At 49.2% G+C, this 17,907-nt stretch carries 15 protein-coding genes; 3 read left to right on the top strand and 12 right to left on the bottom strand.

Translation table 11 applies throughout. From position 1 onward, the window contains the following. Positions 1-33: 33 nt before the first annotated feature. From NHAL_RS03325 to NHAL_RS03300, 6 genes are all read right to left on the bottom strand, one after another. Positions 34-465 (bottom strand): hypothetical protein, encoded by a 432-nt coding sequence (locus NHAL_RS03325; protein WP_041355376.1) that lies wholly within the window; start codon positions 463-465, stop codon positions 34-36. A gap of 88 nt (positions 466-553) precedes the next feature. Next, the gene (locus NHAL_RS03320; protein ID WP_013031753.1) at positions 554-1,063 is read right to left on the bottom strand and encodes a hypothetical protein; all 510 of its coding nucleotides are present in this window, start codon (positions 1,061-1,063) and stop codon (positions 554-556) included. Between the two features lie 298 nt (positions 1,064-1,361). Continuing rightward, positions 1,362-1,922, bottom strand: a complete 561-nt coding sequence (locus NHAL_RS03315; RefSeq protein WP_013031752.1) for a hypothetical protein — start codon at positions 1,920-1,922, stop codon at positions 1,362-1,364. Between the two features lie 193 nt (positions 1,923-2,115). Continuing rightward, positions 2,116-3,348 carry a methane monooxygenase/ammonia monooxygenase subunit B gene (locus NHAL_RS03310; protein WP_238985425.1) on the bottom strand — a complete coding sequence of 411 codons (1,233 nt, stop codon included), beginning with the start codon at positions 3,346-3,348 and terminating at the stop codon, positions 2,116-2,118. Positions 3,349-3,411: 63 nt separating this feature from the next. Then, positions 3,412-4,155 (bottom strand): methane monooxygenase/ammonia monooxygenase subunit A, encoded by a 744-nt coding sequence (locus NHAL_RS03305; protein ID WP_013031750.1) that lies wholly within the window; start codon positions 4,153-4,155, stop codon positions 3,412-3,414. A gap of 352 nt (positions 4,156-4,507) precedes the next feature. Continuing rightward, a complete protein-coding gene (locus NHAL_RS03300) occupies positions 4,508-5,284 on the bottom strand; it encodes a methane monooxygenase/ammonia monooxygenase subunit C (protein ID WP_013031749.1) in 777 nt (258 codons plus the stop codon). Positions 5,285-5,697: 413 nt separating this feature from the next. Here NHAL_RS03300 and serB point away from each other — a divergent pair, with 413 nt between their 5' ends. Together serB and NHAL_RS03290 are read left to right on the top strand one after the other, a co-directional pair. After that, positions 5,698-6,534 carry a phosphoserine phosphatase SerB gene (serB, locus tag NHAL_RS03295; protein ID WP_013031748.1) on the top strand — a complete coding sequence of 279 codons (837 nt, stop codon included), beginning with the start codon at positions 5,698-5,700 and terminating at the stop codon, positions 6,532-6,534. A 54-nt stretch (positions 6,535-6,588) separates the two neighbouring features. Beyond that, entirely contained in the window at positions 6,589-7,041 is a 453-nt protein-coding gene (locus NHAL_RS03290; protein WP_013031747.1) for a CBS domain-containing protein, read from the top strand. Positions 7,042-7,173: 132 nt separating this feature from the next. On the opposite strand, the gene NHAL_RS03285 is transcribed toward NHAL_RS03290, so the two are convergent. From NHAL_RS03285 to NHAL_RS03265, 5 genes are all read right to left on the bottom strand, one after another. Further along, positions 7,174-8,205 carry a cupredoxin domain-containing protein gene (locus tag NHAL_RS03285; protein WP_013031746.1) on the bottom strand — a complete coding sequence of 344 codons (1,032 nt, stop codon included), beginning with the start codon at positions 8,203-8,205 and terminating at the stop codon, positions 7,174-7,176. Positions 8,206-8,211: 6 nt separating this feature from the next. Further along, on the bottom strand, positions 8,212-9,891 hold the full coding sequence (locus tag NHAL_RS03280) for a multicopper oxidase domain-containing protein (RefSeq protein WP_238985424.1): 1,680 nt from the start codon (positions 9,889-9,891) through the stop codon (positions 8,212-8,214). A gap of 804 nt (positions 9,892-10,695) precedes the next feature. Continuing rightward, entirely contained in the window at positions 10,696-12,138 is a 1,443-nt protein-coding gene (locus tag NHAL_RS03275) for a SpoVR family protein (RefSeq protein ID WP_013031743.1), read from the bottom strand. Between the two features lie 32 nt (positions 12,139-12,170). Continuing rightward, positions 12,171-13,352, bottom strand: a complete 1,182-nt coding sequence (locus tag NHAL_RS03270) for a YeaH/YhbH family protein (protein WP_013031742.1) — start codon at positions 13,350-13,352, stop codon at positions 12,171-12,173. A 63-nt stretch (positions 13,353-13,415) separates the two neighbouring features. Then, a complete protein-coding gene (locus NHAL_RS03265) occupies positions 13,416-15,347 on the bottom strand; it encodes a serine protein kinase (RefSeq protein WP_013031741.1) in 1,932 nt (643 codons plus the stop codon). Positions 15,348-16,003: 656 nt separating this feature from the next. Between NHAL_RS03265 and NHAL_RS03260 the strand changes: the two genes are divergently transcribed. Then, positions 16,004-17,092 (top strand): glycosyltransferase family 4 protein, encoded by a 1,089-nt coding sequence (locus NHAL_RS03260; protein ID WP_013031739.1) that lies wholly within the window; start codon positions 16,004-16,006, stop codon positions 17,090-17,092. On the opposite strand, the gene NHAL_RS03255 is transcribed toward NHAL_RS03260, so the two are convergent. Next, positions 17,039-17,860: a sulfite exporter TauE/SafE family protein gene (locus NHAL_RS03255; protein WP_013031738.1), complete on the bottom strand. Its 822-nt coding sequence runs from the start codon at positions 17,858-17,860 to the stop codon at positions 17,039-17,041. The genes NHAL_RS03260 and NHAL_RS03255 overlap by 54 nt on opposite strands. Positions 17,861-17,907 lie beyond the last annotated feature (47 nt).

The raw sequence follows: 17,907 nt of genomic DNA, 5'->3' as shown, positions 1-17,907 counted from the left end.
CTCCTTTCTCTGGGCGCTCATGGGGTAATTTCCCTAATCCAGAAACCCTGAGCGACCCAGCCGCCAAGTGTAGGCGCAGGCACCCACCAAAACACCCAGGATCAATGCTCCCCCGCCTAATTCTGATGAGAAAATTGCAGTTAAGGATCCTTTATTGAAGGCCGCTAATCCAAATTTCCCCAGACTGGCCCCAATAGCACCAAGAAAAAAATAAAGCGCTAGCCGGCGGTGCAAGTAGAGGAAGAAGGCTGCAGCCAAAACTGCGATATTAATAAACAAAGTCACCCCGATCTCTGACCATGTCAGAGTCTCAAGCATAGTTTGCTGCTCAATGGGGAGATTTCTAACTCCAGTAACCGTGGAAAGGTAGCTCACTAAAGCGGTACCGGAGGCAATGGCAAGAAAAAAAGATATGAAAATCGTCCCTGGACGATGCTGCTCTAGATGGGTTTGTTTGCCGCTCATAGAAAATACCTCAAAGAAAAGAATAAGCCCTAGCTTAAAGCCAGGCATACCCGCCCACTCAGGCAGGTATGCCTAAGTCCTACAGGATTTATTCCTTTTTAGTATAGACAACCGTTTCAGGCATGCCTATCACATCATCAAAATCGCCATCCAGGTTATAGTCCTCTTTCAAGGTGAGTTTATCACCTTCAAGGGTATAATAGATGGCATAGTCATTGGTAGTCGACTTCATATCGACGGCGCTCCAGCTCTGTGTCCCTTCGTTATATTCCGCTGTACCGTAGGAATTTGCCGTCCACTCCATGTACTCAGGCGATACAGAGACGCTTCCGGTTTCTCTTGAAGTCTCCGACCAATCATAGACCACAGAACCATCTTCAGCGATTAGTTTTTTATGCCAAGAATATTTATACGTATTGCCAGAAAAAGTGACTTGTCCTTTAGTTTTCAGGGTTCCACTGTTCTGCTTCTCGGTCCCAAGCTCCGCCTCCCAGGTTCCTGCAAGGCCAAAATCCTCTGCACCTGGACCACCCGATTGACAAGCCGCCAATACTAAGGCGAGGAACGCCATAAACAACATCAAGGGAAACCGTTTCATCTAAGCTCCTTATTCTATTGATTAGTATTAGATAGCCTATTGAGCCAAAAGGTTGCTAGCGCAATTTTTCTTTATTAGATCAATTCTATCATCACAACATAGCGAGCATTAGCTATCAACTGCCCGCTCAACTCTTTTAGTTTGGTATTGCCTTACAAGATAGCAGCGCATCCCGTTTTCCCCCGGCATTCAATTATATAAGTAATTGAATGCCGGGGAATTCCCCTATGAATTTATGAATTCTCCCCGATGCCCCAACACTGGCTATTGTAAATATTATTAAAAAAATGCTGGGCTGCTACGCGTTCGCTTCCTTTTTACCGCGGCGGTTAAACCAAACCATGGCCCCTATAATAACAGCGGCAAAAGCGATCGAGGCAATCCACTGGGTGGTCTGCTCTCCTTGAAGAGCAACTCGAAGTGGCGCTTTGAACACCAGCGGCTGATCACCGCCAAGGGTGACAACTGCGGTGTATTCTCCCGGCTTAGCAAAAGCAGCCTCAAGTTCAATAGTCCCTTTGGGGTACATTTGAACAGGCCGCTCCACTATAGTTTTATAATTTGACGGACCCGAGGCGGTTTCCTGCTCTTCCACAACCCGAATTTCCACAGGCCGATCACGCAGCACCCTTTCCACCAAATCAAAAACTAAAATGGAATTTCCGGCGGTCGGTAAATCCCAGCACAACTCTTCCCCGCCAATGGTTTCCGGCTGATAAGCGGTAAAGTGCATCCGATAATTACCGATATTAACAACACACTTATCCGCTTCGATTCCTCCCCCCCCATGGGCCATGGCGGAGGTATTGACGAGTAACAATCCAAATAATGCAAAGCAGCTAAATAGTACTCTCTTCATTAGCTAATACCCTTTTTAGCTTTGAGGGATTGGCATGAAATGCAACTTCAGAGCTTTAGAGTCTGAGCTACAGATAGATAAGAATAGGCCGACCCTTCGCCCCAATGTATGGAGTGAAGGGTCGGTTTATCAATTGCGAACAGCTTAACTCATTATACGCATGTTTGACTACACGCGCCAGGAGAGGCCGTTCTTAGACAAAGATTGGGACTAACGGTCCGCCAACAGGTATCGGCATTCTGTTGCCTTCGGGGTCGACAAAGAACAACAATCCGCCAAACCGGCTATCCGGATCGTAGATAACGTCAGCCATACGCTCGACTTCCCAGGCCGCATCGGTACCGGCGACTTCGACCACCACCGTTTCACCCGGAGCAATATCCTGCTGGCTCACTTCTAGCCCTTCTGGTGCCAATAGATTATCCGGATAATCCGTGTCATCGACAATGACATCAGGGTTCAAGAAACGAATACCACCGGTCGCAAACTCACCAATGGAAATAACTTCATCGGTGTGGTTAGTGACCTCAAGCTTCATTGTGATAGTCCGGCCTGGCACCCGGTAGTTAGCCTTGAGCACATCGACCGAGACCATCGCATCATAATTCACCGGCAACGGATCAATGTCACCTAGCAGACCAGCCTGTAACGGAACAGTCACGGGATGCTTACCTTCGGCGCTTTCATAGCCATACAGAACGATGACGAGGACACCGACCATCACACCCAGGGTCACCTTCTTGTCTGTATCGGTGACGAGATCATTGGCCTCCCCTGCTTCTACTCTCATGTAGCGAGGTAAAAACATGGGACGGCGAGCCCACCACCACATCCAGGCGATACCCAAAACATACCAGAACACGTGCCAACCGACGATGGTGCCTAGACCCAGCCTTTCGATGTCAACGGTGTTACCCGTCAGGTCTGTGATGGGGTTTTCAAAGTCCTCAATATTACCCGTAATGGTTATATATTTGCCGGGACCGATAAGTGGACCGCCCCCTTCGATGTTCATCATCGTATGGACGTGCCAAGTTCCCGGACGACGGCCTTTGAGTTCCACCGAAAAGCTATAATCGCCGCCGAGCTCGATACCCACTGAACGGGGCACGAACACGTCATTGATGTAAGAAGACATCCGAGTGGACACCGGTCCAGGTTGACCGACATTCAAAAAGGACACGTGCGGATGACGCACCGCTTCCGGCCAATCCGAGAAAACACGGAATTTGCCGCTCATGGTGTAGGTTTCGTTGACCGCAATCTGGTCCTTGGACCATCTGAGGTCATACCAATGGATTGTCCGCATCCGTAGGAAGGCGGCCTGTGACTTCTCACCGTGGGCAGCTACCGTAGGGACGTAGAAGACGCTCGATGCCACCACGGTGGCAAAGCCGATGGCTAGCCATTTTCTGGCTCGATTCATTATATTACCTTTCATGTTCTCCGTCTCTCTGTTTAGGATTTTAGAATTATTATCTTCCAAAACTTACACTTGATCGATGTTGTAGTCTCTGGAGAACCAGCGGCCGACGAAGTGCCACGTAAAGTACATGACCATGCAAACAAAGCCCGAGAAGAACGCCGATACCGGAACGACATCTTTACCAAATGTTCTCAGGGTACCTTTCTCGACCATCCGGATATATTCAGGAGTACCCGTCCGAACATAGTGATACCCCATGATGTCAGCAATGGACATGACCAAACCATTGTATTCCACGGGAACATGGAACTGGGCTAACAGCGGCCAGTTTGCAGGATAAAGCAACAAGCCGTAGAACAGCCCACCCACGATGGCGGTCAAGCCATAGCTCTTGGTCAGCACGAGAACGGCATCCAAGAATAAAGCCATGGGTACCAGAATGGCCGGCCAAACGAAGTTAATTGGGAAGTAGGTGAAACCGTAGAAGTTATAGTAACGGTTAGCCCACTCACCGGCTAGCACCCCGAGCGTCACGATGGTAGCGCCAAAGGGAAGACGGAATTTTTCCCAGAAAAATGCCTGCATGGCGGCAGGGTAAGCAATCGCCACGATGGGAGCCACCGTGACCCACATGCGACGGTCTTTCCAATCGACCCAGAAATCCCAGTCGCCAAATAGAAGCATACAGTGAACATGGTACGAAGCCAGAAAGATCAGGAAGAACGCTCCCAACGCGATAAGGTCCAGCGTTCTAGAGATCTTTGCAGCTTCCTCCGGTGTACGAACCGCAGACGCAAGTGCACTCATATCTGCCCTCCTAAAATAGGGTTTTTATTTGATATCCTATTATGATTATTCATTCACCGGTCCGTAGATCCGTGAATTCCTAAGGCCTGCTTTCCTTGCTGCCTATTCTTTCGCCACTCGTTAAGGTTTCTTTTTTCGGGGTTCCACTTTTCCCATCCTCAACAAGCAGACATATCCTTAAGTCGTTATTATTAAAATTCCATTACCCCTCTAGCTCTCGGCAGAACTCCCTCCTGCCTAGGGGTTGAATATAGAAGGTGATATAAAAAGGCGGCCGCGAACCCTCAATTGATCTTTGGATTGCGGCCGCCTCAAATCAACCCTTTAACTGAAAGCTCATCAACACAAGCTATCAGCTACGGGAGTAGTCCGCGCTCTGCTGGAGTTGCTGGCCAATCAGCTCGCGCATGCGGCCTTGGACCTGCAAGAATACTCCGAACATCGCCAGGATGAACCAAGCAAAGAACACAAAGCCCCAATGCAACGGTGCGACAAACAACTCCTCCATGAACCAGAAGGTGTGACCCCACTCATTCAGGCCCACATTCGGGAAGATCATGAAGGGTCCAAACACCAACATCAGGTAAGGCACAGACCAGCCCTTAGCAAAGTAAGGAATACGAGTCTTGGCATACACGAAGGAACCCAAGCCTACCATAACGTAGATCGGGTAGCTCATGTAGAACTCGATGATGTGGCTAGGGGTGAAGTCCGTATCCCGGACCACGGTCTGATGCCAGGTACCATCCTGCTCGGTAAAGAAGCTTGCGCCCCAGAACAGGCCGACACCATAAACAACCCACCACATATACAGGGTGCAGTAACGGCGCAGTTCCTCACGGGGTTGAACAGCATCTATGTTGCGATCCCGAGTCTTGATCAGATAAGCCACCAAGCCCGCAGTCGCTAACGCTTCAACGACGAGCTCAATGTACAGCAAATTCATCCAGTATTTTTCGAATTCCGGCGTAAAGGAATCCAACCCATACTTCCATCCGTAAACGCCTTCATACCAACGTACACAGATGTAGAAGATAAAGAACGCCGCGACGGCCCCCCACATACCTTTCCAGGCAAAGAGGGATTCCTCTTCAGCTACTCCCGCAACAGCTCTACTAGTTGCAGCCATATTGATAGCCTCCTATTTGACTGAACTATTTCTATCGAGTAAGCCATCCCAGTCTTAACATAACTGGTGATTGGCCCTCACCTCTCTCCCCTCCTTTGAACTGGTTTTTCGAGGGAAGAGTAAAGTCCTTTGCAATTACAATAAGTCCTTTGGTAAGGGAGTGTAGCATCCCCAAAATGTGTGTCAAGCAATAATAAATACGAATTTTTTATGCTTATTTTCGTGATATACATTTAGAAAAGCTCAATAACCCTTCCACTAGTTGGGCATTGTATATGCCCTAGATTTTACCTACAAGAAGCAAGGTTAATTCCCATAAAAAATTCTAAAGTCCCTATTGTCGGTCTTTATCCCCCTCAGGGAATGTTATGATTTAGCCGCATCTATAAAAATTTCAGCGAGAACTCTCACCCATGTCTACCCTTATTCTTCAAGGGCCACACTTAACCTTGGATCTGGCTAATCAAATTGCTCGACACACCCAAACTGAACTTCACCCCCAAGGGCAATGCTACCGGCTTTATGGCAGGCAACCGTTTTCCCCTCAAACCTTAGCGAGGCTACGGTCAACTTATGATGGTGTTGATATTAATCTTCTTCCGGAGGATTACCACCCTGAGCAGGTACGCCTTCTAGTCACCGACATGGATTCCACTTTTATTAATATTGAGTGCATCAATGAAATTGCGGCCTTCGTTGGTAAAGAAGCCCAGGTTAGCAAGATCACTGCCGCCGCTATGCGAGGTGAAATCAATTTTGAAACTTCTCTCATCCAACGGGTAGCGCTATTGAAGGGTGTCCCCGCCAATGTCCTCGCCGAGATCTATGAAAAACGGCTCGCCGTCAATCCAGGTGGAGAAACCTTGCTGGCTGCACTTAAACAACGCGGCCTTAAAATTGCCTTGGTGTCTGGTGGTTTTACTTATTTCACCGAACGTTTAAAGCAAGAATACAATTTAGACTATACCCTAGCAAATCAACTAGAAATTAAGAATAGCCGGCTTACCGGCACCGTAGTAGATGGCATCGTGGGAGCGGCTGCCAAGGCAAAATTCTTGCGGATGCTGTGTGAGAAATTAGGTATCGACTCGCGGCAAACAGTGGCTGTCGGCGATGGAGCCAATGATCTGGAAATGTTAAGAGCTGCAGGTCTTAGTGTGGCGTACCATGCTAAACCCAAAGTACAGGCAGAAGCCCGTGTCGCTCTTAACCATAGTGCTCTGGATGGAATTTTGCCATTCTTATTTTGAGAAGATAGTGAAAACCTACTCCCAATTAGTTGATCCCGTAGCAAGGAGATGCCCATGTCAGTCGGACAATATTGCAATCGAGAAGTCATCGTAACCTCACTCGATACCTCTATTTTAGAGGTTGCGCAACTGATGCGTCGGCACCATGTGGGGGATGTACTCGTCGTAGAGCAACAAGGGGAACAGAATATCCCTGTTGGCATTGTGACTGATCGGGATCTCGTCATTGAGATTCTGGCCGAGGAGATAGCCCTAGACGCCGTCACGGTGAAAGATGTCATGAGCTCTGCGATCACTATATCTGAGAAAGCAGACCTCTGGGACACCCTGCAACAGATGAGGTACCAGGGTATCCGGCGGATGCCAGTGGTCAACGAGAAAGGGAGTCTAGAGGGGATTCTAACGGTTGATGATGTCTTGGCATTGCTGGCCGAGGGGCTTACCGATCTCGTTAAGCTGGTAAAACATGAAATAGAACAAGAGTCTCGCTTGCGGAGTAAGCCTTAATCTAATTTGGCCTTATTGATGTAGAAAGATACGCCGGCGTACCCTGTCACCAAGCATTTGGGGGGTTGGTGCAAGGTACGCCGGCAAAAAACAGGAACTACTCTCGGGAGTGAGCTGACTCCCGGAGTCTATTTACTTACCAAATGACCACCACTTACGTGGTTTCGCTTCCGGCTTAGAAACTTGTCGTAGCTGCTCCGTTTCTTTCACCGCTGCCCTACGCCTGACTCGCCCCAGACCCACAATCGCTAGAGCAAGGCCCGCCAGACCCGCACCCAACGAGGAACCCATCGTGCTCCAATTAGTTTCCGTTTCATAGGGATCCGGGTAGTTTGGCGCCGTGATCCCTGGGATGCTGGGGAAATCTTGATCGCCACTTCCTACTTTTAGTTGGGCCTTCATGCCTTTTTCCGTATGTTGAGCAATATCGCAGTGGACAAAATAGGTCTTCTCCACACTCGGCACGATGAAAGTGCCCGTTCGACGGCCTGGTCCTGCCACCTCAAGGTGAAACATTCCCTGAGGATAGATATATTTGGGCAACATGTGGACCATCCATTGGTGGCGAATATTATCCTCATTAATAAAGGTGACTGTGATGCGCGTGCAGGGCTTGACGTTCCATTCGTGTTTATCAAAACCAAACACTGTTCCCGGGAACTCTTTGGCATACTTAGTCCCTGCTCGCACTGTAATTTCCACATCACCTGCAAGCTGAGGACAATCACGGGGCAAATTGTCCGTATTTTCATTCATGACCATGCCCTTAGCATCCATATCCATCATGTGGTGTTCATGCTTGAATTCATGATGAATGTGGGCCTCTTCCTCAGAAGGCTGCTTGACTTTTACATCTTCGGCCTCCGCCGCATGCTCATGGTGATGGTGATGCTCCGGCCCTTCAGCGGCCGCAGCTTCTGCTTCTCCTTCAGCCTGCATTTCCGTTCCAGCCTGAACTGAGGTTTTTTCCTCTGACTCCGACGCAGACTGTCCTTTATCCTGAGCACCCGAGTCCTCTGGGTGCTCATGGTGATGGTGATGCTCGGGCGCAGCCTCCTCTGATGAGGGCTTACCCTGCTCTGGACTGTCAGCCGATTCTACAGCGGCGGCATCAAGAGAAAGCATGAGCGCCACACTAAAAATGAGCCATTGATATCCAACCATTTCTATTTATACCTCCTTGGGACGCCGCCTAAAAGTCCTGATCAAGCGAACCCCAATGACGAGACCTCCGAGCAGCAACCCTACCCCAAAAGAAACTAAAACTGGCTGGATTTGCAACTGGGCAGGCGCCTTGTTGACATCACCAAACAAGTTTTCTTGGTCAAAGCTCGCCCATACCGGCACTTCTCTTTGATAAAACTGCTTACTAAAATAGGGTTTCAGATCCACCCCCTTGGCGAGCGGCAAACCTTTTTCGCTGAGAAACGACTCGTAAACGATATTGGTCACGCCTCCGCCAGGATTGATACCGTCGGTGGTCACGGCCCTCTCCGTATGATCATGCATCAGCCAGATCCCTTCCCCATAGCTATGCAACCCATCAATAGTCGTATTCAACGCTAAATCAATGCGCTGGGCTGGCCCTAGGGAGTAGACATCCCGGGTGATCCAGGCTTCCGGGTTATGGGGAGCACCGTCATAATCGGTGATAGTCATCTTATGGCCATGGCTATGGACATAAATAGGATCTTGACCCGCATTCGCCATCCGGAGCTTCACCTGTTCATTCGGTTCCACCACTACCAGGGATTCCCGGAGGGTATAGGGATAAGAACGGCCGTTAAGCAGAAAATAGTTAGTCGGCTCTTGAGTGATATTGTAATCCCGGTTAATCGCCTGGGCGATTAAGCGCGCGTCATTAGCGATCTTAATCTTATCTGCCAGCGACTGGTCGACACTTTGATAAAGAAGATCGTATTCCCGATCATAGGTTTCTTTCACTGCCACCGAGGGATAGCGCACCTGTCCCCCCCCCACATTCAGGGTCTGAACCCAGTTATTGGGGCGATTTTCTTCCACTACCATCATCCCTATCAATCCCATACCAATGTGGGCGTGGGGTTGGACATGGCAATGATAAAGCATGGTTCCCGCGTGCCGGGGAGTCATTTCATAAGTGCGACTCTCCCCCGGCATCAAGGGCAGCTCACTAGTCTGGGGAACCCCATCGTTCCCCTCGCCCTTTTCGTCCAGGAACGGGTGATCAATCCCATGAAAATGGATGGTGTGGGGTAAATAGTGGGTGTTTTCGAGAGTCACTTTTATCGTATCCCCTTGCTCAACGCGGATAGCAGGGGATGGCGCCCGCAGGTAGTAATTGGCTTGCATGCTCTCGAAGTTAAGGGTGGACATGCCCCGGGTCTTAGGGGCAAAAACCCACAATCCAGGCTGGACACCCGGCGCAATGGAGTAAGCGGGAATGGGCTCTGGGGTATCCGGCGAGAAGCCGTTCAATTCGGCCACTTCCAACCGAACATGAATGACATCCGGATCGCCGTCCCCATCCCGGTCCTTACCTTTGATCACAGCATCCATCGAAAGTTGGGTCTCCATAATGGTGTCATGGGAGACATTATTCGTACCTTTTACGAACGCTGCGATATCTGCCGGGTTATCCGGGCTACAAAGAGGCGAGGCTTCCACAGCAATCCCGTCAATCACCTGACGCTCTCGCCAGACGGGATCCACTTCAGGACAGATCGGCTCGCTGTCCAATTCCGCAAGACTGAAGCTTTCAGCTTCCGGAGGTCGTTGATAGGGAGCCGATTGCACCATGGAGGGAAGCAAGAAAGCAACACTTCCCAATCCTATCACCATGGCTAAGAAAGCTTGACGTATACTTATCATTTGCATACACACAACCTTGATTAAAGGTTCAACTCGATGTTTAGCCGCGGTTCGAACCCCATATCCGAACCTGCATCTCAGCTAAAAATTAGTTATATTAGTTCCTACTAATCCTACTTAGTTCCCTGGCTACAAACAAGGGATTTCCTGTTTAGGTTTAGCATTGGAATATTATTTCAATGATTAAGGTATGCCGTCAGCTTAATGCTACTTAGCTTGCACAACGGTCTCTAGCACGAACCTTAAAAATGAAAATATTGTGTTGGGAGAAAGGGAAGATCAGGAACGGGCGAAGAGATGTGGCGGCACCAAAACCTTGAAAAATTCCCACTGGGAATTCTATGTGGCGAGTGGGGAGACGCAAAGACACCAACGGTTAATATAGTCCCCGTCAATTCCTTTGCGCCCCCTAGCATTGGGTTAAGTGTAGGATGCTGACTTCTTATCTCGTTAAGAAACTAATCCTTAGACTTAACCCAAGATAATCAAAGCGCGCGCTTATATGGAAACGTAGCCAGTAACAAAAGATAACTTTTGCCACTCCCCTTTTGCGCGCACCCTAATTATTAGATCCTAGTCTTTCATGATCCAGCGAACAAAATAGTAAATCCCAGCGACAAGCGCTATGGTCACGACAAATCCGACGGGGGTGAATATCTTATCAGTTAATTCTAGGATTGCTCCCATTCTATAATCTCCTTTTTCAAGTTAAGTTATTTATCTCCCCGCACCTCGGCCAGGCGGGAATTTAAAGTGGCGTAGTATAGTGACGATCATACTTCATGACAAGCCCATAATTTGGGATCAACGAAAACGGCCTAGCGTTTTTTGCACAAAGCCATCCTCCCCATAACCCAAGCGGACTTTCCTATCATTAAGCTGAGTCTCTAGCCACACATCCCGCTCCCAAAGCTGATAGAGATGGGCGAGGGTCCTCTCGGCGTATTCTGCCTGAAGGTCACGTCCATCATGTTGGTGTTTAAGATAGAGCTGCCGATTATGTCCATAATCGGCATCCTCGATCCGAATGACAGGGATCCCCCCCATGCCTACACTCTTTAGCAAGGTTTCTTTGACTTCACGCCAATGTTCCTCGTCAGAGACCTTGCTAATCACCAGATCTTCTCCCTTAGGCTGGTATTCGAACATATCCATCTCGCGCATCAACGCCTCGGTCAAGAAACGGCGCAAGAAAGAAGTATCCCGATCGACTTCGCGAACCTGAAAAATTTTCTCATGCCCTCCCATTTGGGGTTCGCCGTAGCGCTCCCTTTCTTCTGGAGAGGGGGTCTCGCAGCGACGGTAAATATCATGCCAAATTTTAAAACCTAAATAATAGGGATTAATATCACCAGGATGGGGACGCACCACCTGATTGTGATGAACTAAGAATTCAAGGTATAGATCCTGGGGTAAACCCAAACTATTCATAATCTTATGATGCCAATAACTGGCCCAACCCTCATTCATGATTTTGGTTTCTATCTGAGGGATAAAATAACGTGCCTGCTCATGAACGATAGTGAGCAAATCTCGCTCCCAGTTAGCAAGATAGGGATTGTTATCCCGAATAAAGAGCAAAATATCCTCTTCGGGAAACAAGGGAAAATGATTCAAATCGGGCTCTACGTACTCAGGCCGTTTATGCAATTCTCCATAGGGATCAGGCGCAGGATGGGCGGCGGCCAACACCTGCTCCTTTTGCTCCTCGGGACTTAGCTTGCGTATTGCTTGGTTTCTGCGGCACTGTAGGGATAAAGCATGGGCCGCATCAAGCACTGCCTCTACTTTATCAAGACCAATGGAAGGATCTTCAATATACTCCCGCACCCGATCAGCGCGGAGTTTGAAGTTAGAAAGAGTTAGTTCGGGTTGGGTATCTCGAAAAGTAAAATTATTTTTGAAAAAATCATTATGGCCATAGACATGGGCAATAGTTAGGATTTGCAAACATAAAGAATTTTCTCGCACTAAATAGGCTAAAGCAGGATTTGAGTTGATGACCATTTCATAGGGCAGTCCGCTCACCCCATGTTCATAAAGGGTCTGGAGCTTCTCGTAGGCTTTGCCATAGGACCAATGGGGATAATGGGCAGGCATACCCGAATAGGCCATATAACCCAGCATTTGAGCATGGTCACATACTTCAAACTCCTGAGGAAAGCAAGAGAGCCCGAATTCCTCGACTTTTTCACGAATCTTGGCATCCCAATATTCTAGATCCTTAATCGTCCAATGACTGGCCATAATGTCTACCCCAGCACTTTATTGAATAAAATTTACTCATATTCACTACTCTCCCGCTCTCGGGATAATAGCTGCCTAAAACTAGGCCAAATATCTTCCTTGCGCTGGATTAACACAGGTTGGAAATTATCAGCCCTGACGTTTCGGAATAAATCTAGCATAGTCCCCTCATAGAAGCCCGAGGGCCGAGGTTTGATTTCGCCGTAGCCAAATAAATTACATGCCTGGCATAGCTCTTCGGCAGCCTTTAGGGTTGCAGCGTTATCGCTATCAAAATTGTCACCGTCTGAGCAATGAAAAGCGTAAATATTCCATAGGGAGGGATGGTAACGATTCTGAATAACCTCTAAAGCCTTGTGGTAGCCTGAAGAGATAAAAGTGCCACCGGATTCCCCCTTATAAAAAAACTCCTCCTCCGTCACTTCTCGGGCCTTAGTGTGATGGGCAATGAAAACCACATCCACATGGGCGTAACGGGAACGGACAAACTGGTAGAGCAAAAAGAAGAAGCTGCGCGCCAGGTACTTTTTTAAGGTATCCATAGAACCGGAGGTATCCATGATACAGAGCACCACGGCATTCGACTGGGGGCGTAAATCCTCCCGTAGCCGGTGATAGCGCATATCATCACGATGGAAGGGGAAACGCCGTTCTAGCTCGCTAATTTCACTGGCCTTATTACTTGCCAGGCGCCGTCTAATCCGAGCCCTGGCTGTGCGCCGTTTATCCATATGGACCCGAACGCCCACACGGCGGAAGCCTTTTCGCTTGCTGGTGCGCTCCGACAACACCTCACGGAAACGCTTACGCTCCATGTCCGGCAGTTCTAGGTCCTCGAACATGATCTCGATCAACTCTTCTAGAGTGATCTCAGTCTCATAATAATCCATGCCTGGACGGTCACCGGCATGGCCCGGCCCTCCATCCCCCTGAGACGCTTGGCCAACTGTTTGGCCGGGCTCCGAATCTCCCTCACCTGTGCCTACTCCCGGCGTATTCCGTCCGTAAACGAAACGGTATTCCCGAATCCCTCGAATAGGAACTTTGACAATACGATCACGGCTTTGACCAATAATGGACTCCTCAGCCACAATATCAGCTACATTATCACGGATGGCTTTTCGCACCTTCTGCCGGTGCCGCAACCGGTCTCTGGCACTACGGTCCGAACGCAAAGCATCAGACTGAGAATAAGGACGGAACACTGTAGTCATAACATTCATCGCTCAGGCATATTCTGTACACAGTTCAGACATTGCTATACTCAATCTCCCCCCTTAATCCTTCCACAGGTTGTTGGCGGCATATTTCAGCACCACCTCTGCCGAGTATTCGTTGTAGCCCCGTTCAAGGAGGTTTTTGAGCAAATCATCATATTTCTTGGTTTGCTCCTCATCCCGGGTCCGGGATTTGGTGATAATACGGCTTAAATCCCGCACCGAACTGGTCAGTTTTTTCTCAATGGCCTCCTTCAACGGCTCGTATGACTGATAACTTATCTTTTCACCCCGGCGGGTAGCCGCCCAGAGAAAGGCGATCACTTCCTGCCGAAAACCTTCGGCAGCACTGCCCACAATGGCGATCTGCTCCTCTACTGACTTGAGGAAATTCTCGTCAGGCTGTAATTCTTCCCGCGTATCCCGATCCTTAACCCGGGTCTTATTCACATAAGCCTCAGCATGATCCAAGTAATTCTGGAATAAGGTCTCTGCTTGTTCTTCATAGGAGTAGACAAAAGCTTTAGTAATTTCCTTTTCCAGAATCTCAAGATAGACCTTATGTAAGGTATCCTGGAGCAATTCCAGATAGTGCTTCCGCATATCGTCCGCCAGATCCGATTGTTTGACCATTGCGATCAAGGCTTCACGGACGTTGATGGGGTTAATCCCCTCTTCGCTATCCGCCAACGCATTATCCAGGGCCTTCATAATGAAGCGGGTTGAAATGCCAAACATTCCTTCCCGGGAAGCAGCCTCCTGGAGTTCCTTGGCATTGATCTTGAGGGTAGTTCCTTTCTCTACAACCTCCTCGCCATTATAGAGCCGCAGTTTGGTCATCAAGTCACATTTAGGGGTGGGCTCCAATCGGGAAAGAATAGCAAACATGGAAGCCAATTCGAGCGTATGAGGAGCAATATGGGCCCGGAAATCAGAATGGCGCAAAAGCTTCTCATAGATCTTGATTTCCTCTGTCAAGCGCAGGTTATAAGGAACCTTAATGACTACAATCCGGTCGAGAATGGCCTCGTTGGTATGGTCGGCTTTGAATTTCTGCCACTCGGCTTCATTGGAATGGGCAACGATACAGGTATCCACATAGACGGTACCGTGGCGACCAGGGGCCGGGACAAACTTCTCCTGGGTAGCCGTAATCATAGAATGCAAATACTCAGTCTCGTTTTTAAAGACCTCAATGAATTCCACCATACCCCGGTTGCCCACATTGAAAGCCCCATTTAAGTCTAATACCCGAGGATCGCCTTCGGAGTAGACATCTAGTTTGGAGATATCTTCTGATCCAATGAGCACTGAGGTATCCTGGTTATTAGGATCTACTGGCGGGACCACCCCAATACCTCGGCGATCTCGTTTGGAAAAATCTGCGGTGATGACCGGCACGTCTTCATAACGGCCATCAAACTCTTCCTTGAGACGAAAGCGGCATACGGGGCACAAATCCCCCTCGATATGCGCATCAAGCATCTTCTCAAATTCCTTCCGTAAATGGCGCGGTAGAAGATGCAAGGGTTCTTCGCGCATCGGGCAGCCTTCGATAGCATAAATAGGCTCTGCATTCTCCAGCCCCCGGTGCAAATGCTCGATAAGAGAGCTCTTGCCGGCTCCCACAGGCCCCATCAGATAGAGCACCTGACGACTTTCCTCCCCATGCAGGGACGCAGAATGGAAATAACGTACCAGTTGAGCTAAGGTCCGCTCGATACCAAAGAACTCGTCCTTGAAAAACTCATACACTTTCACTGGCTCATCGCCATAGAGGCGTTTGACATGAGGATCACCCGAAGCATGGATGTCCTCCGCCCCTTCCCGCATGACCATGTCATAAACCCGAGAATGGGCTAACCTCGCAATATTAGGGTCCTTTTTGACTTTTTCTAAATAATCAATAAACGTCCCACGCCATTCCTGACGTTCACGCTTTGCTCGGTCTTTTTTAATAATCTCAGTAAATCCGTTTTTTGTATCGACCACACTGCACCTCCTCGCCGGAAATACCAATTAGGGCACCACAACAACCGCTAAAGTAAAGACACAATAGTCCCCCCCAGAGTTCCAAGTCTCCGCCCGCAAAAATGCTAAAGAACTTGACAAATCAAGGAGTTGTTTTTGAGTTTCAAGGTACGATTGCTGTTCTAAACTCTTTTTCGAGAACATCAGCAATCGTGAAAGATCCCCTCGCACGAAAGCGGGAGCCTGTACCCTCAGTATAGTCTCTAAAAAACCGAAGGGGAGGGGGAAAACGGTCGCGTGTTGCTTGAAGGAACTAGCGCACATACTGCACCAGAGCAATTGAAGGTTGCGACTGACAAATACACTGTCAACCGCCTGCTCGCATGGACAAGCCAAGCCTTACCCCACAATGAATACCCATCCCGGTGATTTGCAGCCATTCTTGGTTCGCCCTTGTGAGATCCTGCTTAAGTACGCTTTAAACCAACAAATAAAGCTAAATACCTCACAAAAATATAATCTACCAAACAGTGGTTTTATAACCAAGGGCGCTTCTCAGGGACAGAACCGCTTTTGCCTGGGTTGATCACAAAAAATTCATCAAAAATTAACCGCCTAGTCACACTTTTCCCCTAAAGTCGGAACCGAGATTATTTTTCTAGTGAGCGAGGATCTCGGTGCGGATACTAATTGTAAGCGACGCTTGGCGCCCCCAAACTAATGGGGTGGTCACCACTCTTTCCCGAACACAAAACGAACTTGAAAAGGCAGGACACCCCACATTTGTCATCGGTCCCGATCGATTCCGAACCATCCCCTGCCCCACCTATCCTGAAATCTCTTTAGCCCTCAATACAAACAGCAAACTGTCCCATTTAATTGAAGAACTGCAACCGCAAGCCATCCATATTGCCACCGAAGGCCCTTTAGGCTTAGCAGCCCGAAAATGGTGCCTCCGCCATGGTCACCCCTTTACCACCTCCTTCCACACTCGCTTTCCAGAATATATTAAATTACGCACCGGTCTTCCCCTAGGGGTAGGTTACCGTTATCTACGTTGGTTTCATGGGGCTAGCGCCCGCACAATGGTCGCCACTCATTCCCTCCAAAAAGAGCTTTCATCCAAAGGATTCAAAAACCTAGTGCTATGGCCACGGGCTGTTGATACCCACTTGTTTTACCCCCGGGATAAAAACTTTCTCAAACAACCCCGCCCCCTCTTTATGTATGTGGGGCGGGTCGCGGTAGAGAAAAACATCCGTGCCTTTTTAAGATTGCAACTACCAGGAACCAAAATCGTGGTAGGGGATGGCCCCCAACTCGATAAGCTCAGTAAAGAATATCCAGAAGTGGTGTTCACAGGGGTCAAAAAAGGAGAAGAACTCGCTTCCCATTTTGCCGCTGCCGATGTTCTTGTCTTTCCCAGCCATACTGACACTTTCGGCCTGGTCATGCTGGAAGCCATGGCCTGCGGCGTTCCCGTGGCAGCCTACCCCGTTCCCGGCCCCATTGATGTCGTTATCAACGGCGAGACCGGCTATCTCAACGAAGATCTAGCCGCCGCCGCCCTGTCTGCCCTGTCTCTAGATCCTCACCGGTGCAGGGCCTATGCAGAAAAGTTCACCTGGCCTGCCATTACCCAGCAGTTCTTGCATAACCTCGCCCCGATTTCCACTCAACAGGATGGGAAAGGTCGCGAGACTTCCCCAATTTCACCGCCCACTGAGCAAAAAAGTGGCTCCCATCAGCTCAAGCAACATATTTAGGCCTAGGTATCCAAGAAAAATGGCAAACACCCTCTTTAAAGTTATCGAAGCCAACCTATGGGCAAGCCTTGCCCCTAGGGGGGCAAATAACATACTAGTCGCCACGATACCCACAGCGGCTGGCCAATAGACATAACCACTGCTCCAAGCAGGCAACCCTAACTTATCCCATCCCATCCAGACGAACCCGCAAGTGCCACCGATGGCGAGGGGAAAACCACAAGCACTTGCCGTCCCCACCGCATTCCGCATGGGAATGCCATGCCAAGAAAGATAGGGTACCGTAAAACTCCCCCCCCCAATTCCAAAGAGTGCGGAGACTCCCCCGATGGCCACACCGACTAATGCCAGAATCCAACGTTGCGGTAGGGGATGGGCTGCTGTTAGGCGAAATCCAATCCCCATTTGCCACGCAATTAACAGAGCAAAACCACCGAATAACCCTTTAAGGACTTGCCCAGAAAGGGCATCCGCAATGACTGCACCCAACAGTGCGCCTAGCATAATCCCCGGCGCCATTGCTGCCATGATGAGCCACAGCACACCCTCCCGCCGATGATGAGCCCAGATCGCAGCCATTGAGGTAAGCACAATAGTGGCCTGGGAGGTGCCAATAGCCATGTGCATACTAAGCTCGTCGCTAATCCCCTGGGCCGAGAACACATGTACTAGGACGGCCACAATCACCAATCCGCCCCCGATTCCAAGCAAACCCGCCAAGGTCCCCACTAGGGCTCCCAAAGCCAGATAGGTCGTCAAATCGGTCATAAGTTGTCGATTCGGTAATGGTATCCAGGTTAATATTCAGACTACCC

Source organism: Nitrosococcus halophilus Nc 4, from assembly GCF_000024725.1.
Taxonomy (GTDB): domain Bacteria; phylum Pseudomonadota; class Gammaproteobacteria; order Nitrosococcales; family Nitrosococcaceae; genus Nitrosococcus; species Nitrosococcus halophilus.
This window is presented reverse-complemented; position numbering and strand designations above follow the sequence as displayed.